Here is a 24,281-nt window from a genome sequence, read left to right as displayed (position 1 = left end):
ATCCGAGCGAATGAACACAGCTTCCGTTCACCATCCCCGAAACAGGCGCGTAGCCGGTTACCGACTGTCCATCTCTGTCGGTTCAAGTGCGGGTCGATAGGGGCCCGCAATGTATCAAGTTCTCTACTGTCTCACCGAGGAGCACGACTGGCGGCTCGTCGCGCTTGGCGGCGCGGTGTGCCTGCTCGCAAGCGCGGCGGCGATCAGCCTGTTTCACCGGGCACGTGCGACGCACGGCCCGGGGCGCCTGGCCTGGCTCGCCTTGGATGCGGCCGTCAGCGGATGCGGCATATGGGCGACGCATTTCATCGCGATGCTCGCCTACGGGCCTGGCGGCGCCGGCGCCTACAACATCCCGGTGACGATCCTTTCGCTGATCTTCGCGATCTCCGTAACCTTTGTGGGGCTGAGTCTCGCAGCATCTTCCGCGCGCGCGCCGTGGATCGTGCTCGGCGGCGCCATCGTCGGCACCGGGGTCGCGACGATGCATTATACCGGAATGGCGGCCCTGGAGATGCCGGCACGGGTCGACTGGATCGGGAGCACGGTTGCCGCCTCGGTACTGTTCGGAATTGTTTTCGCGGCGCTCGCGCTGTTCGTCGCTGCGCGGCGCGACGACCTCTTCCACGCGCTGACCGCAAGCACACTGCTGACGGTCGCCATCGTCGCACATCATTTCACCGCAATGGGCGCTGTCGTTCTGACGCCGGATCCGACGCTCGCGATCAGCGGGTTATCGATCCCGCCGGCCTCATTGTCCTTTGTTACCGCGGGTGCCGCAGTTGCGATCATCGCGATTGCGCTGGTGGCCGCGCTGCTCGATCGCCGCGCCAAGGGCGAACTGGGCCGCCAGCAGGTCGTGCTGGATACCGCGCTCGAGAACATGTCGCAGGGACTGTGCATGTTCGATGCGGACGGCAAGATCATCCTGTTCAACGAGCGTTATGCTGCGATGCTTGGCCGCACCGACATCCTGCTCACCGGCCGACTGCTGGTCGACGTGCTGCGGGAGGAGCAGGCGAAGGGTCAGTGGCAGGGCGATGCCGGCGAATTCTTCGCGCGCCTCGTCGCCGACGCGCGCGAGAGCCGCACCACGACCGACATCGTGACCAGGTTCGGCCGCTCCATCCGGGTCGTCAACCAGCCGATGCAGGGTGGCGGCTGGGTCGCGACCTTCGAGGATATCACCGAATGGCTGGCGGCCCAGGCCAAGATCTCGCACATGGCCCGCCATGACGCGCTGACCAGTTTGCCGAACCGCGTGCTGTTCCACGAGCAGCTCGTGCAGGGACTGCGCCGGACCGGATCGGGCGACCAGCTCGCCGTGCTTTGTCTCGATCTCGATCACTTCAAGGACATCAACGACTCGCTCGGCCACTGCGCTGCTCAAGGAGGTCGGGCGCAGGCTGAAGGTCACCGTCGGCGAGAGCGACACCGTGGCGCGGCTCGGTGGCGACGAATTCGCCGTGGTCCAGATCGGACGTTCCGAGGAAGCCGCGGCAAGGTCCCTTGCCGGCCGCCTGGTCGAGGTGATCTCGGCGCCTTACGAGATCGACGACCATCAGATCATCATCGGTGTCTCCATCGGCATCTCGCTGTCCCCGCAGGACGGCGACAATCCCGATGAACTGCTGAAGAACGCCGACCTCGCGCTGTACCGCGCCAAGGCGGATGGTCGCGGGACCTATCGCTTCTTCGAGACCGGCATGGATGCGCGCGCACAAGCACGGCGTCTGCTGGAGATGGATATGCGCGCGGCGCTGCAACGTGACGAGTTCCAGCCGTACTACCAGCCGATCCGCGACGTCGCCAGCGGTCGCGTCGTCGCGTTCGAGGCGCTGCTGCGCTGGAATCATCCGCAGCGCGGCCTGATCGCGCCCCTCAGCTTCATTCCATTGGCCGAGGAGACCGGCCTCATCATCCAGCTCGGCGATTTCGTGCTACGCTCCGCCTGCACCGACGCCGCGACCTGGCCTGACGATGTCGACGTCGCGGTCAACCTGTCGCCCGTGCAGTTCAGGAACCCAAATCTGATCGCATCCGTGACCGAGGCGTTGGCGTTGTCGGGCCTCGACGCGCGCCGCCTCGAACTCGAGATCACCGAATCCGTGCTGCTGCAGAACAGTGAGGCGACGCTGACCACCCTGCACGAGCTGCGCGCAATGGGCGTGCGCATCTCGCTCGACGATTTCGGCACCGGCTATTCGTCCCTGAGTTATCTGCGCAGCTTCCCGTTCGACAAGATCAAGATCGACCGCTCCTTCGTGTCGGAACTCGCGACGCGCGAGGATTCCATGGCGATCATCCGTGCCGTGACTGGCCTCGGCCGCAGCCTCGGCATCGTCACCACGGCAGAGGGGGTCGAGAACGACGGGCAACTCGAGCTGCTCCGGCGCGAAGGCTGCACCCAGGCGCAGGGCTATCTGTTCAGCAAGCCGCGGCCGGCTTCCGATGTCGCGATCATGCTGGACCGACCGCCGTTGCGCGCAACCGCCTGAGGTTAGCCGCGGCGCAGTGCGAAATGCGCGCCGCAGAACGCCATCACAGCACCGAGGCCCAGCGCGGCAATTCCGGCCAGCACGCCCGAGACCGTCGGCACCGGGCTCGGCGCCGAGGCCACCTGGCCAGCACCCGCAAGCAGCAGCACGCCGACCGCGATCAGGAATTGTCGCATCCGTTGCGGGATCTGGCCCGAGACGGCGCTCTGCATCAATGTCGCCGTGAAATAGCCGCCGGAGAAGCCGACGGAGGCGATCAGCCACCAGGCGATCGCCGCGCCCGCCGGTATGAACTCCTGCGTGTCCGAGTGCCAGAGACCGCCGAGATCGAGCCCGTAGCGCGCGCCCAGCATGTGCACGGCAAGCGCGAGCAGCACGCCGGAGATCACGGCGGCGCCGAGAATCAGGCGGCGCGGAAAAAAAATCGTCTCAGCCATGTCTCGCTTGTAGGATGGGGCAGGGCGCTCACGCAAGCGGATCGCAGAGTGGATCGCCCGGATAGGATCGATTGTGAAGATGCGGGATTCGGGAGCTGAGATGGCTGCGGGCGCGAGCTATGCCTACAAGGCATCGCTGATCGGCTCGGCGCATCGCTTCGAACTGACGGAGGAGGGGCTGTCCTGGCACATCGGCGGCCGCAGCTCGCTGTGGCGTTATGACGAGATCAGTGCAATCCGGCTGTCGTTCCGCCCGGTGTCGATGCAGCAGCACCGCTTTCGCGCCGATGTCAGCCATGCCAGTGGCGGCCGCATCGCGATCCTGTCGACGAGCTGGCAGACCGCGGCCCTGATGGCGCCGCAGGACAATGGATTTCGCAACTTCATCGTCGCGCTGCACGCGCGCATGGCGCAGGCCGGCAGCCGCGCCGAATTGACCGCGGGCCTTGGCCGCAAGACCTACGCGACAATGCTGGCTTTTCTTGCGGTGCTTGCAGTGGCGATGACGGGGCTACTGGTCCGGGCGCTCGCGATCGGCGAATTCGCCGGCGCGCTGTTCATCATCGGTTTTGCCGCGCTGTTCGCCTGGCAGATCGGCGGTTTCGTCCGGCGTAACCAGCCGCGGAGCTACAGCTTCGATCGCCTGCCGAGAGCGTTGCTGCCCTAAATGCCTTGCCTTTGGTGCAATGGGCCGCAATCAAACGTGACTTCGCGCCGTTGCGGCGGTGTCGCATCGTGCTGCCATGTCAACCCTGGATCGCAGCACGCGGAGGCCTTCGGCGGATGAGATCTCCGAGATCAACCGCGCCCACCTCATCGATACGCCGCTGCAGCCGGCGGACCTCCTGTTCATGTTCGGCACCCGAGAGGACGTGGCGCTGCGGGCCGATACGGCGGGGCGACTGTGGCGCCAGGGCTATTTTCGCTGGTCGATTGTCAGCGGCGGCGTGACGGCGGGCTCGGAGCAATCCGAGTGCACGATCATCAAGGCGGCGATGGTCGCGGCGGGCATTCCGGCTGACCGAATCCTCGAGGAGCATCGTGCCCTAAACACCGGCGAGAACGTGATCCTCTCGCTGCCGATCATCGACGCGGCGCTCGGGCTGCACAATGTCCGCCGCGTGATCTGCCTCGGCAACACCTGGACCGCGCGGCGTTATCCGATGACGCTGCACCGGCACTGGCCGGAGGTCGAGAAAATGCTGCTCACGGTCGACAGCTTTGCGACGTCGCGCGCGCTCTGGCACACCGATCCCGAATTTTGCCGCCGCATGCTGCATGAATGGGACAAGATCGAGCCTTACAAGGCGAGGGGCTTCATCGCGGAATGGCCGGCGGCCTGAGCTTGGGGCAAGCGCGCGCTACTCCGTCGAGTCGAAATCCTCTTCCTTGGTGCCGAGCAACGACACGAGCGTGCGCAGACCGGAATCGAGCTGCTCGAACGAAGGCGGAGCGAGGGCGAGCCGCACTGCGTTCGGTGCGTGGCCATGGGCGATCGCGAAGGTCGAGGACGGTGTCAGCGCGATGCCGCGCCGGGCTGCCGCGGCGACGAAGGTCTGCGAGCGCCAGTGCGCCGGCAGCGTGAGCCAGAGATGATAGGAGCGCGGATCCGCGGCGAGCTGGTAGCCGGCGAGCAGCCTTGCCGCGGTCTGCTGGCGGCGCGCGGCGTCGATGCGTTTCAACCGCGTCAGCTCGGCGACGGTGCCGTCTGCCATCAGTCGCTGTCCGGATGCCAGCGCATGACCGGACGCGATCCAGCCGCCGGTGCGGACCGCGCTCATCACGTTCTCGCGCAATCGAGGCGGCGCGACCAGGATGCCGAGCGCGAGGCCAGGGGCGACCTTCTTGGACAGGCTGTCGATCACGATGCAGCGGTCGGGGCCGAGCGCGGCCAGCGGCGTGTCATCGGCCAGGAAGCCGTAGACGGCGTCTTCGATGATGGTGAGATCGAGCTTCTCGGCGACGCGCATGATGTCGGCGCGCCGCGTGGCGTTCATGGTGACGCCGAGCGGGTTCTGGATGATGGGCTGGAGATACAATGCCGACAGATGCGCCTCGCGATGCGCCTTCTGGATGGCGTCGGGGCGCGCGCCAAATTCGTCCATCGGTATCGGGACCAGCGTCACGCCGAGCCGCGCGGCGATGCTCTTGACGTAAGGATAGGTCAGCGCCTCGACGCCGCAGCGACCGCCGGTGGGAACGAGGGCTGCGAGGGCGGCCGCGAGCGACTGCTTGCCGTTCGCGGTGAAGACGATCTGTTCGGCCTGCGGCGCAAAATCCTTGCGCGCGAGATAGGCGGCGGCCGCATTGCGCGCGCTCTTGGTCCCGGTGCTGGTGGAGACGCGCAATGCGGATTCGAGCGCGTCGACACGCTCGAGGCCCGCAAGGCTTTTGGCGATCATTGCCCATTGCTGCGGCAGCAGCGGGTAATTGACCTCGAAATCGATCCGCGCGTCGCGCGGCTCGCTCAGCGCCTCGACCTCGCGCCTGATGTCGCCGGAGATGAAGGTGCCACGGCCGACTTCGCCGACGACGAGGCCGCGGCGGAGCAACTCCGTATAAACCCGGCTCGCGGTCGAGACCGCGATGCCGCGGTCATAGGCAAAATTGCGCTGCGGCGGCAGCCGGTCGCCGGGCCTTAACGTGCCGTTAGAGATATCCGAGGCAATGGCATCGGCAAGCTTCACGTACTCGAACTTGGACATTATTGCACCGAGAGCAATGTTTCACTTGCTCCGAGTAGTGTACTGGAGCATTTAAGTTCCATCAAGCTTCACGATTGAGCCGAGGAGAGCGAGAGCAATCCAACGGCAAATGAGGTGCATGCGCTCAGGCGCTTGCGCCAACGGCATCCGCTTCGCCGCGTGGACAACAGGCCGGAGAAGGACAATGACCACGATCTCGCAGACCGCCGGGCGGAGTTTACGCTCATCCTCGTCAAACGGATTTTTCCGCAAGCTGGCCAACGGCGCCTATGCGCTGTTCGACAGTCTGGAGCGCCGCTCCGCCGTCAAGACGCTGAACGACCTCGATGACCGCGCCTTGCGCGACATCGGCATCACGCGCAGCCAGATCGAGGACGCGGTCTACGGTCAGGCTAAAGCAGAGCTGACGCGGTATCTGTAGGACGCTTTCGCCCTTGTCCCGGACGCGCAGCAGCGTTCTGAGGCTGCTGCGCTGCGTCCGGGGGCACGAGACTGGCGTTTCGGGCACGCCTGCTTCAACATCGTCACTGCGAGCGCAGCGAAGCAATCCAGAAATCCCACCGCGGAAAGACCCTGGATTGCTTCGCTGCGCTCGCAATGACGGCGTTTGTGGATAGCACTGTCGCTCCTTTAGCTCGCGCTTTCATTGCAGACACACCTTCGCCCTCTCGCGGCTTGTTCGCCCGAGCTTTGCCTCGATGCCTCACCCTCAAATGAAAGAGGGGCGCAGGGAAGACCGGGCGCCGGGCGGTCCACTGTGCGAAGTTGCAGTAAAAAATCTGCACAGCGGCATACAGGTGAAGCCAAAACGTCCGGCCTTCCCTGCGCAGCGGTTTTACGGCTTATGCCGTGCTCTCCCCGGGGAGCGATGCACTATTGCCCTCGTCGCCTCAAGGATGGCTGATGCGCGAACCCGGTCGGGCCGCCACATCACCACAAGACTTGACGCACAGACTCCGGGCGTCAGGACGACACGGTTTTGCCGTACGCTGTCAGCACCGGTCGTGTGCGCGACGCCTTCGCTCACGGTTGCCCGCCCTGCGAAACCATTCGCGCCGGTGTGGCCCAGCGTCCGCCGCTGTCCGGCCCGCGTTCGTGACGATCGCGATACGCCCCTCTTCCTTGGGCCGGGTTGCCGCGACACATACGCCGTTTCCGAATTTCGGTAAGTGGAATATTTTTCGCGGCGCGCGTTGACCGACAGCTTGGGTGTTTTGCCCGACGGGCGATGCAAGGCTTGTAGCCCGGCTGAGCGAAGCGATATCCGGGAATCGGGTATCGCTTCGCTGACCCGGGCTACGAGCTTGTATATGGCTCAGGCGAAGGCGGCCTGGTCCCAAACACCGCCGAGAGCTCGATCGTCTTCGGAGCGCTCGGGCTTGCGGTGAGGTCGTGTCGCTGCGCCGCGTTGGCGCCGATGCCGGACATCCCGACGCGGCAAATGTGCAGCGACGTTGCCCGCGAACTTGGCGATACGTGCGGCGGCCTGTTTAAGGACGAACAGCATCGTCGTGACGCGGCTAAGCGCGCCGAGCAGGATCAGCACCGCGAAGATGTCGATATAGGCGAGGAAGTCGCCGACCAGCATCAATTCCGGCGGGATTGGGATCCTGTGGTAGTAAGCCAGTACGAGGATCACGACGGGGATGAAGGCGATCACCTTCCGCACCGTCAGCCTGTCCAGCAGTGCGGCCAGTTGCACGACCAGCACCTCCCATAAAGCATCGCCGATCGCGAGCGGGATCCCGTACGTCCATCTCCGCCACCATTGCTTCACGACATTGCTCCGAGCTCAGTGCCTGACCACCAGCACGGAGCATTTTGCGTAGCGCACGACATGCCCGGCATTGGAGCCGAGGAAATAGGTGCGCATCGCCGGCCGGTGCGAGGTCATCACGATCAGCTCGGCCTTCATGTGAACGGCTTCTTCCAGGATCTCGTGATAGATGCCGCCCTGGCGCACCACGCTGGAGATGCGGGAAGGCTCGATGCCGGACTCGCGTGCGACGATGGCGAGGGCTTCTTCCGAGGTCTGGCGCTGCTGCTCGTCGAAATCGGCCGGCACGTATTCGGCCAGCATCACCGGCGTCATCGGCAGCACGTTGAGCAGGCGCACCACGCCGCTCCAGGTCTGCGACAGCGTTGCGGCGGTCGCGATCGCCGGCTTGGCCAGGTCGGTGTCGGCGAGGTCGATGGGCACGAGGATCGACTTGAACATCTGCGCCTCCAAATCTTCCAGTCAGGACGTCTTGCCGGCACGTCGCGCGATCAACCCGATCGAAACAGCCTTAGCTTCGAAGCAGCCTTAACTTCGAAGTAGCCTTAGCTTCGAAGCAGCCTTGGACTGACGAACAGCACCAGCCTACCGTGGCGGTAAGCCACGTCACCCCAATCCTTGACGTCAAAATCGAAGATCGCAAGCCCCGACGTGGGCAGGTTGTCGGCGAGCGCCTTGGCGGCGGCCGGATCGCCGCCGCCCGTCAGCATCAGGGCGATCTCGTGCATGCCCGGATTGTGGCCGACCAGCAGCAATTGCCTCGGATCAGCCGGAATGGTTGCAGTGCGAATGGATTCCAGGATGTGGGCGGGATCGGCGGCGTAGAGTTCCGGCAGGACCTCGACCTGCGGCGCTGCGACGCGGTCCTTCATGGTCTCCCAGGCAATGTCCCAGGTCTGCCGAGCCCGGACGGCATGCGATACCAGTACGGCCTCGGGAAAGGGGGGATGGGAGGCCATCCAGTCGCCGATCTCGGCGGCATCCTTGTGGCCGCGGTCGTCGAGCCGGCGGTCCTGGTCACGGCCGCTCGGCGCGTCAGTCTCGGTCTTGGCGTGACGCAGCAGCATCAAACGGCGCATGGCACTCTCGAATCGTTACGCGTTCCAGAATAATCTACAGGTGCCGGTTGAGGGCAAGGTGACAAGGGCCTGCACAGTCCTCTAAAGCGCGATGAGATTAGGACAATCCCCATCGCGCTTTAAATTTTTGTTTTGAGCATGATCTTTTCGGAAAACCGCTGCACACTTTTCCGGATCATGCTCTAAGAAACGGCATGAGCGAGACTTTCACAAGCGTGTCCCAGGAAGAAGCCGGCTTTCGTGAACGCGCGCGACTGTCGTTTGATCTCGACGCCGATATCTGCGTGATCGGGGCGGGGCTTGCAGGGCTCTCCATTGCGCTCGAGGCGGCCCGGCTGGGGGCCAGCGTCGCGGTGCTCGAGGGCCGCCACATCGGCTGGAACGCTTCCGGCAATCAACTCGGCACCGTGATGCCGGGCTTCGCGCTGCCGCTCGCCGAGCTGATCGAGCGCATCGGCTTCGAGGATGCGCGGGAATTGTGGACACTGTCGAAAGAGGGCGCCGAGTTCGTCCGGGCCAACGCCACCGAAGAGAACATGCCCGGGATCGGCCCGACCGACGGCGTGCTCGAGGTCTCCAACGTCGATGCCGGCGACCGGCTGATCAGCCGGTTGCAGATGCTGAACGAGGATTTCGACACCGAGGCCGAGGGCTGGCAGGTCGATCGCGTCCGCGCCGCACTCAAGACCGATCGCTACTTCCACGGCGTGTATTATCCGAAGGCGTTCCAGGTCGACGGGCGCAAATATGTGCACGGCCTCGCGGCGCTGGCGCGGCGCGCAGGCGCCCGCATCTTCGAGGACACGCCGGTCGTCAGCATCGATCATTCCGGCATCCGCAAGCGCATCGTCACGCCCTCGGCGCGGCTGCGCGCCACCCATATCGTGCTCGCCGGCAACATCCATCTCGGCGCGCCGTTGCGGCGCCTGTCGGAGACGCTGCTGCCGGTCTGGCGCTATGCCGGCATCACCGCGCCGCTCGGCGAGCGCGTGCACGAGATCATCGGCTTCAAGGGATCGGTGATGGATTCCGACGGCGTCGACCATTTCCGGATCGTCGATGGCGACCGGCTGATGTGGGAAAGTCCGGAGACCACTTGGGCCGCACGGCCGCAGCGCTTTGCAGGCAGCGTCAGGCGGCGGATCCGGTCGATCTTTCCTCAATTCGGCAATGTCGAGATCACCGACATGTTCGGCGGCGCCACCGGCCAGACCGTGCACGGGATGCCGCAGATCGGCCAGTTGCGCAAAGGCCTGTGGGTCGCAAGCGGCTTCGGCCGCCAGGGCATGAACACCTCGGCCATGGCCGGGCAGATGATCGCCCGCAGCATCCTGTGGGGCGACGAGCGCTGGAAGCTGTTCTCGCCGTTCGAGCTGGTCTGGGCGGGGGGAACGACGGGGCGGGTTGCCGGGCAACTGGTCGGAATCTGGGGCAGGGCGAGTTCCGCCGCCACAGGCTCGCTGGCCCGCTATCGCGAGCGTGCCAGGGTCAAGGACCGGGAACGCGAGGCGCGGCTGGCCGAAGCCAACCGGGCCGCCGGGACCGGTCCGCGCCGTCCGCAGCCCGGGGTTCGGCCCCGGCCGGCCCTACCGCCGAAGCCTGTGGCGGAAGCCGTGGAACCAGTCCCGCAGGACGACAGCGCCTCGCGATAAGGTGAGAAAAACTCCGCCCGGAAGTGTAACGTCGACGGTTAGAGCCCGTATCTCAGGGCGTAGACGCTCCCGCATGGAGAATGAGATGTTTGACCGCCGCATCCTGTTGACGACTGTCGCCGGCCTGTTCGGCCTTGCGGCCTTTCGCTGGCTCAGAGCATCGCCGGCTGAGGCTGGAGAGAAAGCCGCGCAAAAATTCGAGATCGAGAAGACCGACGCCGAATGGCGTGCGCAGCTCACGCCGCAGCAATATGAGATCCTTCGCAAGGAGGGTACCGAGCGGCCGGGCTCCAGCCCGCTGCTCAAGGAGCACCGCAAGGGCGTCTTCGCCTGCGCCGGCTGCGACCTGCCGCTGTTCGCCTCGGACACCAAATTCGAGAGCGGCACGGGCTGGCCGAGCTTCTACCAGCCGATCGAGGGCAATGTCGGCAAGACCGAGGATCGCACCTTTGGCATGCTCCGCACCGAGGTGCATTGCCGGCGCTGCGGCGGCCATCTCGGCCACGTCTTCGACGACGGTCCGAAGCCGACCGGATTGCGCTACTGCATCGACGGTTTCGGGCTGGTCTTCCACCCCGCGGCTGCATCCGCAACCTAGCTTTTGTCCCGGCAATTGTTGCCGGTCCCGGCAATTGTGCCCCGGTCATCAGGCCGGGGCTTTTTCGTTAAGTCATTGATTTTATGAGAAAACCCGCATTGGCATAGCCCTTGCGACAGTCTCCTCCGACTGCGGCCATGGTCGACCGGCCGCCGAGATCGGATCTGGAGACAAAGTTATGGGTATCTTCGATGCAATGAACACCTCGGTGGGTGGCCTGCAGGCGCAGTCCTACGCGCTGCAGAACATTTCCGGCAACATCGCGAACTCATCCACCACCGCTTACAAGGGCATCGGCACCAGCTTCGTCGATCTCATTCCCGACTCCTCGGTCCCGAGCAAGCAGGTCGCGGGCGGCGTGACCGCCAACGCCAAGGCCACCATCACCACGCAGGGCACAATCTCGGGCTCCAGCGTCGCCACCAACATGGCGATCACCGGTGACGGCTTCTTCTCGATCCAGAAGGCGACGGGCGTCGTCGACAATGCGCCGGTGTTCAGCGGCGTCACCTATTACACGCGGCGCGGCGACTTCCAGCTCAATGCCAACGGCAATCTGGTCAACGGAGCCGGCTATTACCTGATGGGCGTCACGGTCGACCCGAAGACCGGCAACCCGCAAGGCAACGTTGCGACGGTCCTGAAATTCCAGAACAACTTCATCCCGGCGCAGGCGACGACCTCGATCCAATACGCGGCGAACTTGCCGACCCAGCCGAACACCGTGGCGAGCACAACGGCGGCAACCAAGACGCTGCTGGCCGCCGGCGGACTGAACCCGTCGGACTTCGCCGCCAACCCGCTGCCGGTCGGCACGCCGCCTCCGCCCTATGCAAACGCCACGACGTCCGGCGCTGCCGCGACCGGCAATGTCCGCTCGCCGTACTCGTCGACCACGGCGACCGGCACAACGGCGCTCCAGAACAACTCTGCGGCGGTCGCATCGACCACAACTTCGCTCGACAACGCCCTGGGTACGCATCTCGCCTCCACCACCCTGACCGCGCTTAGCGGCCAGGTGCTCAACATCAACGGCAACACGGTCACGTTCAACGGCGGCACCACCGTCACGACGGTCGGCAGCAACACCACGATCGGTCTCGGCGCGGGCACGACGGCCACCGTGGCCAGCATCCTGAGCGCGATCCAGACCGCCGGCGGCGCCGGCGTTACCGCATCGCTCAGCGCCAGCGGCAACATCGTGATCTCCAGCGGCACGAGCACCGACGTACCGGTTGGTAGCGGCCAGGCGGCCACGGCGCTCGGCATCAGCAGCGTGACGCGCGGCGGCAACGTGCTGTCCTCGCCCGCGATCTCGGGTGCCACGGTGCTGAGCGGCGCAGCAGCGGCCGGCGGCGCCGAGGTGATCACATCGGGCTTCTCCGCCGGCGACGTGATCACGGTCAATGGTCAGCCGCTGACCTTCGTGGCCGCCGGCGCGTCAGGCCCGAACCAAATCAACGTCACCGACAACATCACGATGCTGCTCGGCAAGATCGACGCTCTCTCCGGTGCAACGGGGTCGTCGGTCAGCAGTGGCGGCGTGATCACGCTGAACACCGGCACAGCTTCCAACCTTTCGGTGGCGAGCTCCAACAGCGCCGCCTTCGCCGCGCTCGGGTTCACCTCGACCATCACCAAGAATCGTGACGGTGGTGGCGTTGCCGGCACCGGCGGCGTGATCGGCAATGACATCGCGACCTTCACCAAGGAATCGATCAGCGGTGGCGCGGTGACCGCCTACAACGCGGCCGGCACGCCGGTGAACCTGCAATTGCGTTGGGCCAAGACCGACAGTGCCTCGCTCGGCGCCGGCCATGCCGATACCTGGAACATGTTCTACCAGACTGACCCGAATGCGACCGGCACGACGGTCGGCTGGGTCAATACCGGCCAGGCCTTCACCTTTGCCGCCGACGGCTCGCTGACCTCCCCGAGCGGCTCGGGTATCACCATCAACAATGTCAGCGTCAGCGGCCAGTCGCTGGGCTCGGTCTCCTTCAACATCTCCTCAGGCGGACTGACCCAATATGCCAGCACCAGCGGCGCGGTCACCATCAACACCATCACCCAGAACGGCTATGCCGCCGGTCAGCTTCGCTCGGTCGCCGTCAACAATAACGGCCTCGTGGTCGGCACCTTCTCCAACGGTCAGAACCTCGACCTCGCACAGGTCTCGTTGTCGCATTTTAACGGCACCAACTACCTGAAGGCGCAGGACGGCGGCGCCTACGCCGCGACTGAACAGTCGGGCCCTGCCATCGACGGTGCTTCCGGTTCGATCAGCGGCTCGTCGCTGGAAGGCTCGAACACCGACATCGCCGATGAATTCACCAAGCTGATCGTGACCCAACAGGCCTATTCGGCCAACACCAAGGTGATCACGACGGCGAATACGATGGTTCAGGATCTTTTGAACGTGTTGCGCTGATTGGGGCGTGACGTAACCAAAGGCGGCAAGCCAACATGGGTTTGAGTTCAGCCCTCGCCAGTGCGATGAGCGGTCTGCGTGCCAATCAGGCTGCACTCTCGATCGTTTCGTCGAACGTCGCCAACTCGCAGACGCCGGGTTACGTCGTCCAGACGCCGAACCAGATCGAGGTCACCACCGGCGACTTCGGTTCGACGGTGACGACGACCGGCGTCAGCCGCGAACTCGACACCTATGTGCAGAAACAGCTGCGCACCGAGACCGGCGGCAGCGGCTACGCCGACCAGATGGCCAACATCCTGAAGCAGCTTCAGAATGTCTATGGCACGCCCGGCAACAGCGGTACGCTCGAAACCGCGCTGAACAGTTTCACCACGGCGCTGCAGGCGCTGTCGACCAACGTGGGCTCGTCGTCGGCGCAAACGGTTGCGCTCGGCGCCGCGCAGACGCTGGCGCAGCAGCTCAACCTCACCACCAAGGGCATCCAGTCGCTGCGCTCCAACGTCGAGCAGGATCTCAGCACCTCGGCGCTAGCTGCCAACGCGGCGATGCAGCAGGTCGCCGACATCAACTCCCGGCTCCAGGGCCTGTCGGAACACGACCCCTCTGCTGCGACATTGATGGACCAGCGCGACCAGGCCATCAACACGCTGTCGAAATATGTCGACGTCCACGTCACCACCGACGGGTCCAATCAGGCCAACATCTACACGACCACCGGCATCCAGCTGGTCGGCGCCGGGCTGGCGTCGCAATTCACCTTTGCGTCCGCCGGCGCGCTGTCGGCGACTTCGCTCTACAACATCGATCCGGCCAAATCCGGCGTCGGCGCGTTCAACATCAAGCTCCCGAACGGATCCTCGGTCGACGTCATCGCCAACAACGTGGTGTCTTCGGGCCAGATCGCGGCCGATCTGAAGCTGCGCGACCAGACGCTGGTGCAGGCGCAGAACCAGATCGACCAGTTCGCCGCGACGATGTCGAGCGCGTTGTCGGACAAGACCACGGCCGGCAGCACGGTCACCGGCCCGCCGGCCGGCTTCGATCTCGACCTTGCCGGGGCGGCGCCGGGCAACAGCGTCAACTTCACCTACACCGACACGACCACCAATACCAAGCGGCAGGTCACGCTGGTCAACGTGACCGATCCGGCGGCGCTGCCGCTCCAGAACCCCACCAACGCCAATCCGATGCAGATCGGGGTGAACTTCTCCGGCGGCATGGGCGCGATCGCCTCGGCGCTCAACACCGCGCTTAACGGCTCGCATCTGTCGTTCGCCGCCGCCCCGTCGCCGGCAACGGCGACCACATTGCGGGTTACCGACGACAACAGCGGCCTCGCCAAGGTCAATTCGGCCTCGATCACCAAGACGATCTCGTCGCTGACCTCGGGCAATCCGCAACTGCCGCTGTTCACCGATGGCGGGCAGGCGCTCTACACCGGTGCGATCACGGCATCGGGCTCGCAGATGACCGGCCTTGCCGGACGCATCGCCGTGAACACGCAGCTCACCACCGACTCGACCAGGCTGTCGGTCTACAACACCTCGCCGGTGACGCCCACCGGCGACACCACGCGCTCGGACTATCTCTATTCGCAGCTCACCTCGGCGGTGTTCTCCTATTCGCCGCAATCCGGTCTGGGCTCGGCGAGCCAGCCCTTCACCGGCAGCGTCTCGAACTACCTCCAGCAGTTCCTGAGCGTTCAGGGCAATGCCGCGACCCAGGCGACCCAGCTCCAGCAGGGCCAGAGCGTCGTGGTCTCGACTCTGCAGGCCAAGTTCAACTCGACCGCCAGCGTCAACCTGGACTCGGAGATGTCGAACCTGATCCAGCTCCAGAATGCCTATGCCGCCAACGCCCATGTCATGTCGGTGGTGCAGAGCATGATGAATACGCTGCTCCAGGCTCAAGTGTAACAAGTAACAGGGCTCTGAAACATGTCGATCAGCAGCATCAACTACTCTTCGTCGGTTCTCGGCTCGCAGATCCGCAACATCAACCAGCAGCTCACCGACCTCTCGACGCAGCTCTCGACCGGCAAGCTGTCGCAGAACTATTCCGGGATGGGCACCAACGAGGGCTTTGCGATCGCCGGGCGCGCGCAGCTCTCCAACATCGCCGCCTATACCGACACGATGACCAATGTCAACGTCAGCATCAACCTCGCCAATACTGCGTTGCAGTCGCTGACCACGATCCGCAACACGGTGCAGACGGGCTCGGCCAACACCGCGCAGGATCTCAACGTCAACGGCCAGACGGTTGCGCAGAACACTGCGGCTGCGCAATTCGGCTCGATGGTCGGCGTTCTCAACACGCAGTCCGGCAACCGCTATCTGTTCTCCGGAACCGCCTTCAACACGCCGTCGGTCGCGAATGCCGGCGACATCATCAACGGCACCACGACGCAGGCGGGCTTCAAGACCGTCATGGCGGAGCGTCAGGCCGCCGACCTCGGCGCCAACGGCATGGGCCGGCTGGTGCTGACGACGCCACAGCCGACGCCGAGCTCGGTGAAGGTGTCCGAGGACTTCGCGGCATCGCCATTCGGCCTGAAGATCGCCGCGGTCTCCTCGACGCTGACCGGCGCGACGGTCACCGGCCCGAGCGGCTCGCCGGTGTCGTTCTCGGTCGACCTCAACGGCGTCAATCCGAAAAATGGCGACAAGCTCAGCGTGCAGTTCACGCTGCCCGATGGCTCGACCGAGCAGATCGACCTGACGGCGTCCACCGCGACGCCGACACCTGTCGGCAGCTTTGCGATCGATCCCGGTAACCCCAATGTCGTTCCGGTCGTTCCTCCGGACCCGAACATCACGGCGACGAACCTCAACACCGCGCTGAATACCGCGATCAAGAAGCTCGCCGGCACCTCGCTGGTGGCGGCGTCCGCTATCACGGCCGGTGACAATTTCTTCAATACGGCGGGATCCGCCACGGCGAATGTGGCGGCCACCGGCAATCTGCGCTCCTATACCTCGACGACCGGGACGGGCTCGGTCGCGTTGCAGGACAGCGCATTGGCGATTGCGTCTACGACCACGTCGCTCGATTCTTCGGCGACACCCCATCTCAACGGGACCATTCTCAACGCGCTCGCCAACGCTCCGACCGGTACCACACTGACCATCACCGGCGCGAGCGGCGCCCACACGATCACCTTCGACCCTACCGTCACTACCGTCACCACAACGGCCAGCGGCAATACCACTATCGGACTGGCTTCGGGCAGCGCCGCGAAGGTGTCTGATATCTTGAATGCGATCGCGACGGCCGCCGGCATCCCCGCCGCCAACGTAACTCTGAGCGCCGGCGGCAATATCCAGATCGCGACCGGCACCGGCACGGATGTGGCGGTCACCGGCGGCGCGGCGGCCACGGCGCTCGGTCTCAGCAGCGTGACGCGCGGCAGCGTGGCGTCGACGCCTCAGATCACCGGTTCAACTGTGCTGAGCGGCATTGCGACTACGGGCGGCCCGGAAGTCCTCTCAGCGGCGTTCCAGGCGGGGTCGGCGGGTCCGCCTGCCGTTAATCCCGATACGATCACGGTGAACGGTCAGACGCTGACTTTTGTCCCCTCGGGCGCCAGCGGCCCAAACCAGATCAACATCACCGACAACATCACAACTCTGCTTGGCAAGATCGATCAGATCACCGGCACCACGAAGCCGTCGACGATCCATGGCGGCGTGATCACGATCAACACGGACGATCCCGGGAGCCTCAACATCACGAGCTCGAACAGCACGGCGTTCGCGGCGCTCGGCTTCACGATCTCCCCGGTCACGGCGGCAAAGGCTCCGCTGCGCGTCGGCTCGTCGCCCCTCGGCTCGGCGACGACGCTGGTGAACGGCTCGGCCACCACCGTGCAATGGTACCTGGGCAATGACGGCCCCGGCTCGCCGCGCTCCACCGCGATGGCCCGGGTCGACGATTCCGTCACGGTGCAGTATGGCGCGCAGGCGAACGAGGACGCGATCCGCAAGGAGCTGCAGGCGGTCGCCGTGTTCGGGACGTTCTCGACCTCACCGACCGGGCAGTATTCGGGCGGGCAGGTCGCCGCGCTGAGTCTGCGGGTGACACAGGCCCTGACGAAGCAGCCAGGCCAGCAGCGCATCGAGGACATCCAGACCGACATCGCGATGGCCCAGAACACCATGAAGGACGCAGGCACGCGCCAGACCCAGGCCAAGGCGCAGCTCCAGACCATCATCGACCAGGCGGAATCAGCCTCGCCGGACCAGGTCGCGAGCGAGATCCTGTCGCTCCAGAATGCGCTCCAGGCGTCCTACCAGGTGACCTCGAACCTCGCGCAGCTCTCGCTCGTCAAGTTCCTGTAAGCGGGCGTTAAGGCGCCGTTAACCATGCCTCTTTACCTCTTGGTGAGGATTGCAGCGGGGCGGAGCTGACGATGTCGGAGAAGATGAAACTGGTGGTGGCCACGCCATGTTTCGGCGGGCAGGTGACGAGCATCTATGCGAGCTCGATCTTCGCGCTCCAGCGCGCCGTGCACGGCATGGCCAATCTCGAGCTCAAGGTGCTGCTGCGCGACGGCGATGCGCTGATCACGCGCGCGCGGGCCAATCTGGCCGCGATGTTCCTGGACGATCCCGAAGCGACGCACTTCCTCTTCATCGATGCCGACATCGGCTTCAAGCCGGAGCAGGTGTTCCGGCTGATCGAGTGCGGCGCGGACGTCGTCGCCGGCTGTTATCCAATCAAGCGGATCAACTGGGACAAGGCCGCGCGGGCGATCCAGTCCGGCCGCGCCGACGTGCCGGCCGCATCGCTCGACTACGTGCTCGAGATCGAGGACCCCGACCGCATCGTGGTAGTGAACGGCTTCACCCGCGTGCGCTACGCCGGCACCGGCTTCCTGATGATCCGGCGCTCTGTGCTGGAGGCGATGTGCCGCCATCCGGACTACGCGGCCCTGCAATTCTTCCACGAGCATTCGCACGATACGCTGGCGGCGAGCCACAACCGGTTTGCCTTGTTCGAATGCATGATCGATGCGGCGACCGGCACCTATCTGTCCGAGGACTTCGCCTTCTGCAAGCGCTGGACTGATATCGGCGGTGAGATCTGGGCCGACATCGAGAGCTCGCTCGATCACGTCGGACCGTCGGTGTTCCACGGCGACATCACCTCGCAATTCGCACCGGCGCCCGCGGCGGCGGCCGATGCGGCGTGAGCCTTTCGGGATGAGCGCCGGCGCATCCCGTCTGTCAGCCAGCGAGCGCGCGTCCGTCGGCGGCTCGCGCTATCGCCTGCGCGATCTCTTCACACCACTGGATACGCTGCTCGCCTCCGGCGGAGATCCGCGGCTGGCGCTCGATCCGAACGACCGTGTCAACGCCTACGGCTGCGCGGCTTCGCCGGAGCCGGAGCTCTGGAATTTCGCCTCCGCGACCGCATCGACGATCTCGCAGATGGCCTACGACCGCGCCGCGCTGGCGCGCGAAGAGCTGATGCACAAGTGCCTGTTCGACGAGGTCGAAATCGCCTTCGACGCCCGCTGCGAGGACATGCGCGAGGAGCTGCGCGGCCACCTTGCGCTCTCGTCGCGCATCGGCGTCGTGTTCTCGCCGTCCGGCACGGACTCCCAGCTTCACGCCCTGTTCGTGGCCCGCGCGGTGCTCGGCGCGGCGCCGGTGACGATCGTGGTCGGCGCCGACCAGACCGGAAGCGGGACGCCGCATACCGCACGCGGCCACCATTTCAGCACGATGACGGCAGGCGGCATGGCCGTGCGCAAGGACGGCGCGGTGACGGGGCTGGCCGGCGACAGCATCGCGGTGCCGCTGATCGACATGGCGGCCGGCATTGCGATGCGCACCGATGCCGATGCCGCGGTGCTGCATGCGGTCGAGACCAGCCTCGCGCAAGGCCGGCGCGTTTTGTTGCAGATCATGGATTCGTCAAAACTCGGTTGGCGTGCCCCAAGCGAGGCGTGTCTCGACGAGATCGCGCGGCGCTGGCCGCGCAAGGTTCAAATTGTCGTCGATGCCTGTCAGGCGCGGCTCGGTCGCCGGCGGCTGCGCGCCTATCTCGACCGTGGTTACATGGTGCTGATCACCGGCTCGAAATTTTTCGGCGGACCGGCCTTCAGCGGTGCGCTGCTGCTGCCGAAAGGCCTGTCGCGGTCGATCGACCGGATGGGCGGGATCGCGCCTGGCATCTTCGATTATGCCGGCCGCTGCGACTGGCCGGTGGCGTGGACGATGCTGCGCTCGCGGTTCGAGCGCCGGCCGAATTTCGGTCAATGGCTGCGCTGGGAGGCCGCGCTGGCCGAGATCGGCAGCTACTACGCCGTGCCCGGGGCTTTCCGCGCCAGGATGCTGGCCGAGCTTGCAGCCGGCACCGACAGCATGATCGCGTTGTCGCCGTCGCTTCGTGCCGTTCCCACCGCGATCGAGAAGTCCGGCGCGGACGACGAGGAGTTCGTGCAAGCCACGATCTTTCCGTTCACGCTGCTGCGCGGCGGCAAGCCGGTCTCGCTCGCCGAGACCAGCGCCGTGCATCGGGCGCTGGCGTGCGACATGGCCGAGGAGATCAGCGGCAGCGCGGCAGACCGGCAAGTGGCCGCCCAGCGCTGTCTCGTCGGCCAGCCGGTCCGACTGGAGCGGCAGGACGGTGCGCCGCAGGCCGTGTTGCGCCTCTGCGTCGGCGCACGATTGGTGACCGAGGCATGGTCGCCGGATACAATGCAGGCGCAACGCAATGTGCAGCACGTTCTCGATCGCATCGCCCATGTGCTGGTGAAGATCGAGCTGCTGCTTGACCGTGGCGCGGTTGCGGCCGTGCCGGCAAAGTCCGCGTTCGAGGTGTGAGATGCAACATCCAGTTTCCGCGCCGAGCGGCGTGACCGCGCCGACCTATGCCGACCGCATCGGCTTTGCGCAGTTGACGCGCCGCGCCTTCGAGGGCGGTGACCTGCATCCGTTGCGCGAGCGGCTGCTGGCGCGGATCGAGGAGGGAACGGCGGAGGCCGGCGAAGGCCTCGATCTCTCGCTGATTGCCCAGCTTCTCGGCGAGAAGGAGGCTGGGCTGGTGATCCAGACCGAGGTGCTCTCCTTCCACCAATTGTTTCGTACGCCTTGCGCGGCTCCAAAACCCCGCCTGCGCGTGCTCGCGCTCGCCGCCGATATCGACATGGGCGGCAACACGCCGATCGACTTCCTGCTTGAAGATTCCGACATCGAGCTGTTGACGCTCTACGTTGTCAAGGGCATCGGCCTGCCGGAGACTCTGCCCGAGCACGACGTCGCCATCGTGATCGCATCCGATTCCGAGGAGTGCCGGGAGGCGCTCGCGCTGATCGAGAAGGCCGCGCCGCACTGGCCGAAGCCGCTGCTCAATCGTCCCGATCTCATTGGCAATCTCGATCGCGACAAGCTGTATCGTCTGTTGACGGGCGTGCCCGGCCTCGACATTCCCGTGACCGCCCCCACGACGCGTGCGCAATTGTCGGATCTTTCGCAAGGCAGGATCGTTTGCGAGGAGATCACGGGCGAACTGCGCTTTCCAATGATCGTGCGGCCGCGCGGCACGCATGCCGGCGTCGGTCTCGCGAAACTCGACGATGCTGGAGCACTCGCGGCCTATCTCGCCGAGCGACAAGAGCAGGACTTCTTCGTCGCACGTTTCGTCGACTATGCGAGTCCGGACGGGCTCTACCGCAAATATCGTCTCGCGATGGTCGACGGCAAAGCCTATGCGTGCCACATGGCAATCGCCGATCGCTGGGACATCTGGTATCTCAACGCCTTCATGGCGTTCAGCGAAGAGAAGCGGGCCGAGGAAGCCGTCTTCATGCTCGACTTCGACCATGCTTTCGCCGCGCGCCACAAAATCGCGCTCGACGAGATGAGCAGGCGCGTCGGCCTCGATTACTTCATCGTCGATTGCGCCGAGAACCAGAACCGCGAGCTGCTGGTCTTCGAAGCCGACAATACCGCCGTCGTGCACAACATGGATCCGCCGGCCGTGTTTCCGTACAAGCCGCCGCAGATGCGCAAGATCTTTGCGGCATTCACGGCGATGCTGTCGCGGCATGCACAGGCCAGAGAAGAGAGTGCGGCATGAACGAGCTCATCCGCAACACGCAAAGCTCCGTCACGCACACCTCGCTCGATCCGCAGGACTGGAGCGATTTCCGCGCGCTCGCCCATCGCATGCTGGACGAGACGATCGACGGCATCGCCAATATTCGCGCGCGCCCGGTGTGGCAGCCGATCCCCGACGAGGTCCGTGCGGCATTCAGGACGGACGTGCCGCGCGATGCCAGCGATCTCGCCGATGTCTACCGCGAATTCGCCGAGTATGTCGCGCCTTATGCGACCGGCAATGTTCATCCGGGTTTCATGGGCTGGGTGCATGGCGGCGGCACGGCCGTCGGCATGATCGCCGAGATGCTCGCCGCGGGCCTCAACGCCAATCTCGGCGGGCGCGACCACATGCCGATCGAGGTCGAGCGCCAGATCGTCGACTGGATGCGCCGCCTGTTCGCGTTTCCCGAGAGCGCGAGCGGCATCTTCGTCACGGGCACGTCGATGGCCAATCTGATGGCGGTGCTGGTCGCGCGCACCGCTGCGCTCGGCGCGCTGGCGCGGCAGTACGGCATCGGCAACGATGGCGCGCTGCTTACGGCTTATACTTCGCGGGCCGCGCATGGCTGCATATCGCGGGCGATGGATATCGCGGGATTTGGGACCGACGCCCTTCGCAAGATCGGGGTCGACGCGGATCATCGCATCGACGTTGCCGCGCTCCGTGCGCAGATCGCTACCGATCGCGAGGTCGGCTTCAAACCGTTCCTCGTCGTCGCCTCCGCCGGCTCGGTCGATGTCGGCGCGATCGACGACCTCAAGGCCGTCGCCGCGCTGTGCCGCGAGGAGGGACTTTGGTTTCACGTCGACGGGGCGTTCGGTGCGCTCGCGATTCTGTCGCCCGAGCTTGCGCCGCTGCTCGGCGGCATCGAGCTTGCGGACTCCATTGCGCTCGACTTCCACAAATGGGGACAGGTGCCTTATGACGCCGGCTTCCTGCTGGTGCGCGACGGCGAGCAGCATCGGCACGCCTTTGCGCAGCCCGCGGCCTATCTGCGTCGCGAGGCGAGGGGGCTTGCGGCCGGCGCAATCTGGCCCTGCGATCTCGGCCCCGATCTGTCGCGCGGCTTCCGTGCGTTGAAGACGTGGTTCACGTTGAAGACGTTCGGCACAAATCGGCTCGGTGCGGTGATCGCGCGAAGCTGTGCGCTGGCGAAATATCTGGAGACGCGCGTTCTGGCCGACCCGCGACTGGAATTGCTGGCGCCAGTGAACCTCAACATCGTCTGCTTCCGCTACCGCGCCGGCGATGCGATCAATCGCGAGATTGTCGCCGACATCCAGGAGTCCGGCATCGCGGCGCCGTCGAGCACGACGCTGGATGGCAGGTTCGCGATCCGTGCCGCGATCGTCAACCACCGCACCGCGGAGATGGATATCGATGCGCTGGTCGCGGCCGTGCTGGAGTTCGGCGGACGGCGCAGCGGCGGCGTGATCGAGGTCGAGGCGCCGCCGCTTGTGGCGCAGTGACATCAGGTTTTTTTGATGCGGTTTCTTCAAGCGAAGCGGTACCTTCGCTTGAAAGCGGTTGAACGAAAAACGCCCCGAACCAGGTTCGGGGCGTTTTTGTTTGCAATGCGTGAAGCGCTCAGGCGGCCGAGCTGACGTCTTCCTTGACCTCATCCTTGGGATGGGTGGCCTCGAACTGCTCACGCAGCTTGTCTTCATAGGCGATCAGCTTGCGGGCGTCTTTCAGCGCCCGGTAGAGGTCGCCGCTCATGATGTGGTTGTTGATGTCCTCGATGATAGGCCAGGCGCTCGGCACCGCCGTGACGATGTCGCGCACCAGGTTGAAATAGGTGCCGTGCTGGCTCTGCGGATCCGGCGAGATGTACATGAGCTGGACGGCCAGATAGACGAGCTTGGCGGGCGTATCGGCGGTCTCCGGCGTGAGAATGTCGCGCTCGCGCAGGATCGGCACGTTGTCGCCGTCGATCAGAAGGCGGGCGCGCTGTTCAGTGTTGGTTATCACGCAGTTACCGACGATGATGCGTTCGTGCGGTCTGAGCTCGACCTTGAGGGCCATGCCTGTTCTCCATCAACGCTTTCGTAACCGAGCGTGTGTTGCGGCGGATCAGGGCGCAATACTCCATCAAGACTAGTTAACGAGTTGTAAATCTCGGGTCTGGGGACGAAAAACCCCAATCATTTCAACGCCGAACTATGCGGCGCCGGAGCGGCAGAAGCCGTTTGCCCCTTCGAATCATGCCGCGACTCAGCGAAAGCGCCGGTTTCATTTCATGCTTCGTTAGATTCTCGGCGCCACGGTCCGCCGGTCGCTGGATCATGCTCGATCCAAGCAGACGCGTAACAGTAAGCGTCGTTTACCAGAAAGGTAACACCCAATGTCCGGTATCGTTCTCTCCTCCTCGGTTCGTCAGAACCTGCTCTCCCTCCAGTCCACCGCTGATCTTCTCGCCACCACGCAGAACCGTCTGTCGACCGGCAAGAGCGTCAACTCGGCTCTGGACAGCCCGACCAACTTCTTCACCGCCCAGTCGCTCGACAACCGCGCCAGCGACATCAACAATCTGCTCGACGGTATCGCCAACGGCGTGCAGGTGCTGCAGGCTGCCAACACCGGCATCACCTCGCTGCAGAAGCTGATCGACAGCGCGAAGTCGATCGCCAACCAGGCGCTGCAGACCACCGTCGGTTACTCCACCAAGTCCAACGTCTCGGCCACGATCTCGGGCGCGACGGCGTCCGACCTGCGCGGCACGACTTCCTATGCAAGCGCCACCGCGCTCAGCAACGTGCTGTATGACGGCACGGCGGGCGGCACGCACGCGGCGACCTCGGCGATCACCCTGGGCGCGACCCAGGGCGTCAACACCGGTGCGACTGCAACGGCTGGTGACGGCACGACGGCTCTCTCCGCTGGCATCACCCTGATCGCGAGCGGTGCGGCGACGGCGACCGGCCTGGTCGGCACCGCCCAGCCGGCTGACGGCGACACGGTCACCGTCAACGGCAAGACCATCACGTTT

19 protein-coding genes and 1 pseudogene are annotated in these 24,281 nt (G+C 65.1%); 14 read left to right on the top strand and 6 right to left on the bottom strand.

The window, feature by feature from the left end; translation table 11 throughout:
• Positions 1 to 109 precede the first annotated feature (109 nt).
• Positions 110 to 2,498 (top strand): annotated as a pseudogene (locus ACIPUD_RS34750) (EAL domain-containing protein).
• Positions 2,499 to 2,500: 2 nt separating this feature from the next.
• On the opposite strand, the gene ACIPUD_RS34745 reads toward ACIPUD_RS34750, so the two are convergent.
• Positions 2,501 to 2,935, bottom strand: coding sequence for a hypothetical protein (locus tag ACIPUD_RS34745; RefSeq protein WP_377792157.1), 435 nt, complete (start codon positions 2,933 to 2,935; stop codon positions 2,501 to 2,503).
• Positions 2,936 to 3,014: 79 nt separating this feature from the next.
• Here ACIPUD_RS34745 and ACIPUD_RS34740 point away from each other — a divergent pair, with 79 nt between their 5' ends.
• Positions 3,015 to 3,602 carry a hypothetical protein gene (locus ACIPUD_RS34740; protein ID WP_446482448.1) on the top strand — a complete coding sequence of 196 codons (588 nt, stop codon included), beginning with the start codon at positions 3,015 to 3,017 and terminating at the stop codon, positions 3,600 to 3,602.
• Positions 3,603 to 3,678: 76 nt separating this feature from the next.
• Positions 3,679 to 4,278: a YdcF family protein gene (locus ACIPUD_RS34735; protein WP_085383989.1), complete on the top strand. Its 600-nt coding sequence runs from the start codon at positions 3,679 to 3,681 to the stop codon at positions 4,276 to 4,278.
• Between the two features lie 18 nt (positions 4,279 to 4,296).
• Here ACIPUD_RS34735 and ACIPUD_RS34730 read toward each other — a convergent pair whose 3' ends face one another.
• Entirely contained in the window at positions 4,297 to 5,640 is a 1,344-nt protein-coding gene (locus ACIPUD_RS34730) for an aminotransferase-like domain-containing protein (RefSeq protein ID WP_247563330.1), read from the bottom strand.
• A 184-nt stretch (positions 5,641 to 5,824) separates the two neighbouring features.
• Between ACIPUD_RS34730 and ACIPUD_RS34725 the strand changes: the two genes are divergently transcribed.
• On the top strand, positions 5,825 to 6,061 hold the full coding sequence (locus ACIPUD_RS34725; RefSeq protein ID WP_162496269.1) for a DUF1127 domain-containing protein: 237 nt from the start codon (positions 5,825 to 5,827) through the stop codon (positions 6,059 to 6,061).
• An 894-nt stretch (positions 6,062 to 6,955) separates the two neighbouring features.
• Here the strand turns inward: ACIPUD_RS34725 and ACIPUD_RS34720 are convergent.
• From ACIPUD_RS34720 to ACIPUD_RS34710, 3 genes are all read right to left on the bottom strand, one after another.
• Positions 6,956 to 7,417 carry a hypothetical protein gene (locus tag ACIPUD_RS34720; RefSeq protein WP_085393893.1) on the bottom strand — a complete coding sequence of 154 codons (462 nt, stop codon included), beginning with the start codon at positions 7,415 to 7,417 and terminating at the stop codon, positions 6,956 to 6,958.
• A gap of 15 nt (positions 7,418 to 7,432) precedes the next feature.
• On the bottom strand, positions 7,433 to 7,858 hold the full coding sequence (locus tag ACIPUD_RS34715; RefSeq protein ID WP_007602088.1) for a universal stress protein: 426 nt from the start codon (positions 7,856 to 7,858) through the stop codon (positions 7,433 to 7,435).
• Between the two features lie 104 nt (positions 7,859 to 7,962).
• Positions 7,963 to 8,496, bottom strand: coding sequence for a SixA phosphatase family protein (locus ACIPUD_RS34710; protein WP_446482447.1), 534 nt, complete (start codon positions 8,494 to 8,496; stop codon positions 7,963 to 7,965).
• 194 nt (positions 8,497 to 8,690) lie between these two features.
• On the opposite strand from ACIPUD_RS34710, the gene ACIPUD_RS34705 reads away from it, so the two are divergent.
• The 9 genes from ACIPUD_RS34705 (at position 8,691) to ACIPUD_RS34665 (ending at position 22,761) form a co-directional block, all read left to right on the top strand.
• Entirely contained in the window at positions 8,691 to 10,148 is a 1,458-nt protein-coding gene (locus tag ACIPUD_RS34705; protein WP_446482446.1) for an NAD(P)/FAD-dependent oxidoreductase, read from the top strand.
• Between the two features lie 85 nt (positions 10,149 to 10,233).
• On the top strand, positions 10,234 to 10,746 hold the full coding sequence (msrB, locus tag ACIPUD_RS34700) for a peptide-methionine (R)-S-oxide reductase MsrB (protein ID WP_085357245.1): 513 nt from the start codon (positions 10,234 to 10,236) through the stop codon (positions 10,744 to 10,746).
• A 178-nt stretch (positions 10,747 to 10,924) separates the two neighbouring features.
• Positions 10,925 to 13,177: a flagellar hook-basal body complex protein gene (locus ACIPUD_RS34695; protein WP_204511751.1), complete on the top strand. Its 2,253-nt coding sequence runs from the start codon at positions 10,925 to 10,927 to the stop codon at positions 13,175 to 13,177.
• Positions 13,178 to 13,212: 35 nt separating this feature from the next.
• On the top strand, positions 13,213 to 15,096 hold the full coding sequence (gene flgK / locus ACIPUD_RS34690; RefSeq protein WP_446482445.1) for a flagellar hook-associated protein FlgK: 1,884 nt from the start codon (positions 13,213 to 13,215) through the stop codon (positions 15,094 to 15,096).
• A gap of 21 nt (positions 15,097 to 15,117) precedes the next feature.
• A complete protein-coding gene (locus ACIPUD_RS34685; protein ID WP_446482444.1) occupies positions 15,118 to 17,520 on the top strand; it encodes a flagellar hook associated protein in 2,403 nt (800 codons plus the stop codon).
• 71 nt (positions 17,521 to 17,591) lie between these two features.
• Positions 17,592 to 18,374 carry a hypothetical protein gene (locus ACIPUD_RS34680; protein WP_085348252.1) on the top strand — a complete coding sequence of 261 codons (783 nt, stop codon included), beginning with the start codon at positions 17,592 to 17,594 and terminating at the stop codon, positions 18,372 to 18,374.
• The gene (locus tag ACIPUD_RS34675; protein ID WP_446482443.1) at positions 18,364 to 20,013 is read left to right on the top strand and encodes a hypothetical protein; all 1,650 of its coding nucleotides are present in this window, start codon (positions 18,364 to 18,366) and stop codon (positions 20,011 to 20,013) included. The genes ACIPUD_RS34680 and ACIPUD_RS34675 overlap by 11 nt, the downstream gene beginning before the upstream one ends.
• 1 nt (position 20,014) lies before the next feature.
• Complete coding sequence (locus tag ACIPUD_RS34670) at positions 20,015 to 21,268, top strand: ATP-grasp domain-containing protein (protein ID WP_446482442.1); 1,254 nt, start codon at positions 20,015 to 20,017, stop codon at positions 21,266 to 21,268.
• Complete coding sequence (locus ACIPUD_RS34665) at positions 21,265 to 22,761, top strand: pyridoxal phosphate-dependent decarboxylase family protein (RefSeq protein WP_446482441.1); 1,497 nt, start codon at positions 21,265 to 21,267, stop codon at positions 22,759 to 22,761. Before ACIPUD_RS34670 ends, ACIPUD_RS34665 begins: the two co-directional genes overlap by 4 nt.
• 118 nt (positions 22,762 to 22,879) lie before the next feature.
• Here ACIPUD_RS34665 and flbT read toward each other — a convergent pair whose 3' ends face one another.
• Positions 22,880 to 23,317 (bottom strand): flagellar biosynthesis repressor FlbT, encoded by a 438-nt coding sequence (gene flbT, locus ACIPUD_RS34660; protein WP_085357252.1) that lies wholly within the window; start codon positions 23,315 to 23,317, stop codon positions 22,880 to 22,882.
• 319 nt (positions 23,318 to 23,636) lie between these two features.
• On the opposite strand from flbT, the gene ACIPUD_RS34655 reads away from it, so the two are divergent.
• The coding region (locus tag ACIPUD_RS34655) for a flagellin N-terminal helical domain-containing protein (protein ID WP_446482440.1) at positions 23,637 to 24,281 on the top strand (645 nt) is incomplete at its 3' end.

The organism is Bradyrhizobium sp. CAR08 (genome assembly GCF_052871955.1).
Note: the sequence above shows the minus strand (reverse complement) of the source record. Positions and strands in the feature narration are given on the sequence as shown.

Excerpts from the sequence above, each read along its gene's own strand:
- ACIPUD_RS34740 (WP_446482448.1), top strand. The coding sequence starts at position 3,015 with ATGCGGGATTCGGGAGCTGAGATGGCTGCGGGCGCGAGCTATGCCTAC.
- ACIPUD_RS34695 (WP_204511751.1), top strand. The coding sequence starts at position 10,925 with ATGGGTATCTTCGATGCAATGAACACCTCGGTGGGTGGCCTGCAGGCG.
- ACIPUD_RS34715 (WP_007602088.1), bottom strand. The coding sequence starts at position 7,858 with ATGTTCAAGTCGATCCTCGTGCCCATCGACCTCGCCGACACCGACCTG.
- ACIPUD_RS34730 (WP_247563330.1), bottom strand. The coding sequence starts at position 5,640 with ATGTCCAAGTTCGAGTACGTGAAGCTTGCCGATGCCATTGCCTCGGAT.
- ACIPUD_RS34675 (WP_446482443.1), top strand. The coding sequence starts at position 18,364 with ATGCGGCGTGAGCCTTTCGGGATGAGCGCCGGCGCATCCCGTCTGTCA.
- ACIPUD_RS34685 (WP_446482444.1), top strand. The coding sequence starts at position 15,118 with ATGTCGATCAGCAGCATCAACTACTCTTCGTCGGTTCTCGGCTCGCAG.
- ACIPUD_RS34735 (WP_085383989.1), top strand. The coding sequence starts at position 3,679 with ATGTCAACCCTGGATCGCAGCACGCGGAGGCCTTCGGCGGATGAGATC.
- ACIPUD_RS34710 (WP_446482447.1), bottom strand. The coding sequence starts at position 8,496 with ATGCGCCGTTTGATGCTGCTGCGTCACGCCAAGACCGAGACTGACGCG.
- msrB (WP_085357245.1), top strand. The coding sequence starts at position 10,234 with ATGTTTGACCGCCGCATCCTGTTGACGACTGTCGCCGGCCTGTTCGGC.
- ACIPUD_RS34680 (WP_085348252.1), top strand. The coding sequence starts at position 17,592 with ATGTCGGAGAAGATGAAACTGGTGGTGGCCACGCCATGTTTCGGCGGG.
- ACIPUD_RS34705 (WP_446482446.1), top strand. The coding sequence starts at position 8,691 with ATGAGCGAGACTTTCACAAGCGTGTCCCAGGAAGAAGCCGGCTTTCGT.
- ACIPUD_RS34670 (WP_446482442.1), top strand. The coding sequence starts at position 20,015 with ATGCAACATCCAGTTTCCGCGCCGAGCGGCGTGACCGCGCCGACCTAT.
- ACIPUD_RS34745 (WP_377792157.1), bottom strand. The coding sequence starts at position 2,935 with ATGGCTGAGACGATTTTTTTTCCGCGCCGCCTGATTCTCGGCGCCGCC.
- flbT (WP_085357252.1), bottom strand. The coding sequence starts at position 23,317 with ATGGCCCTCAAGGTCGAGCTCAGACCGCACGAACGCATCATCGTCGGT.
- ACIPUD_RS34665 (WP_446482441.1), top strand. The coding sequence starts at position 21,265 with ATGAACGAGCTCATCCGCAACACGCAAAGCTCCGTCACGCACACCTCG.
- ACIPUD_RS34725 (WP_162496269.1), top strand. The coding sequence starts at position 5,825 with ATGACCACGATCTCGCAGACCGCCGGGCGGAGTTTACGCTCATCCTCG.
- flgK (WP_446482445.1), top strand. The coding sequence starts at position 13,213 with ATGGGTTTGAGTTCAGCCCTCGCCAGTGCGATGAGCGGTCTGCGTGCC.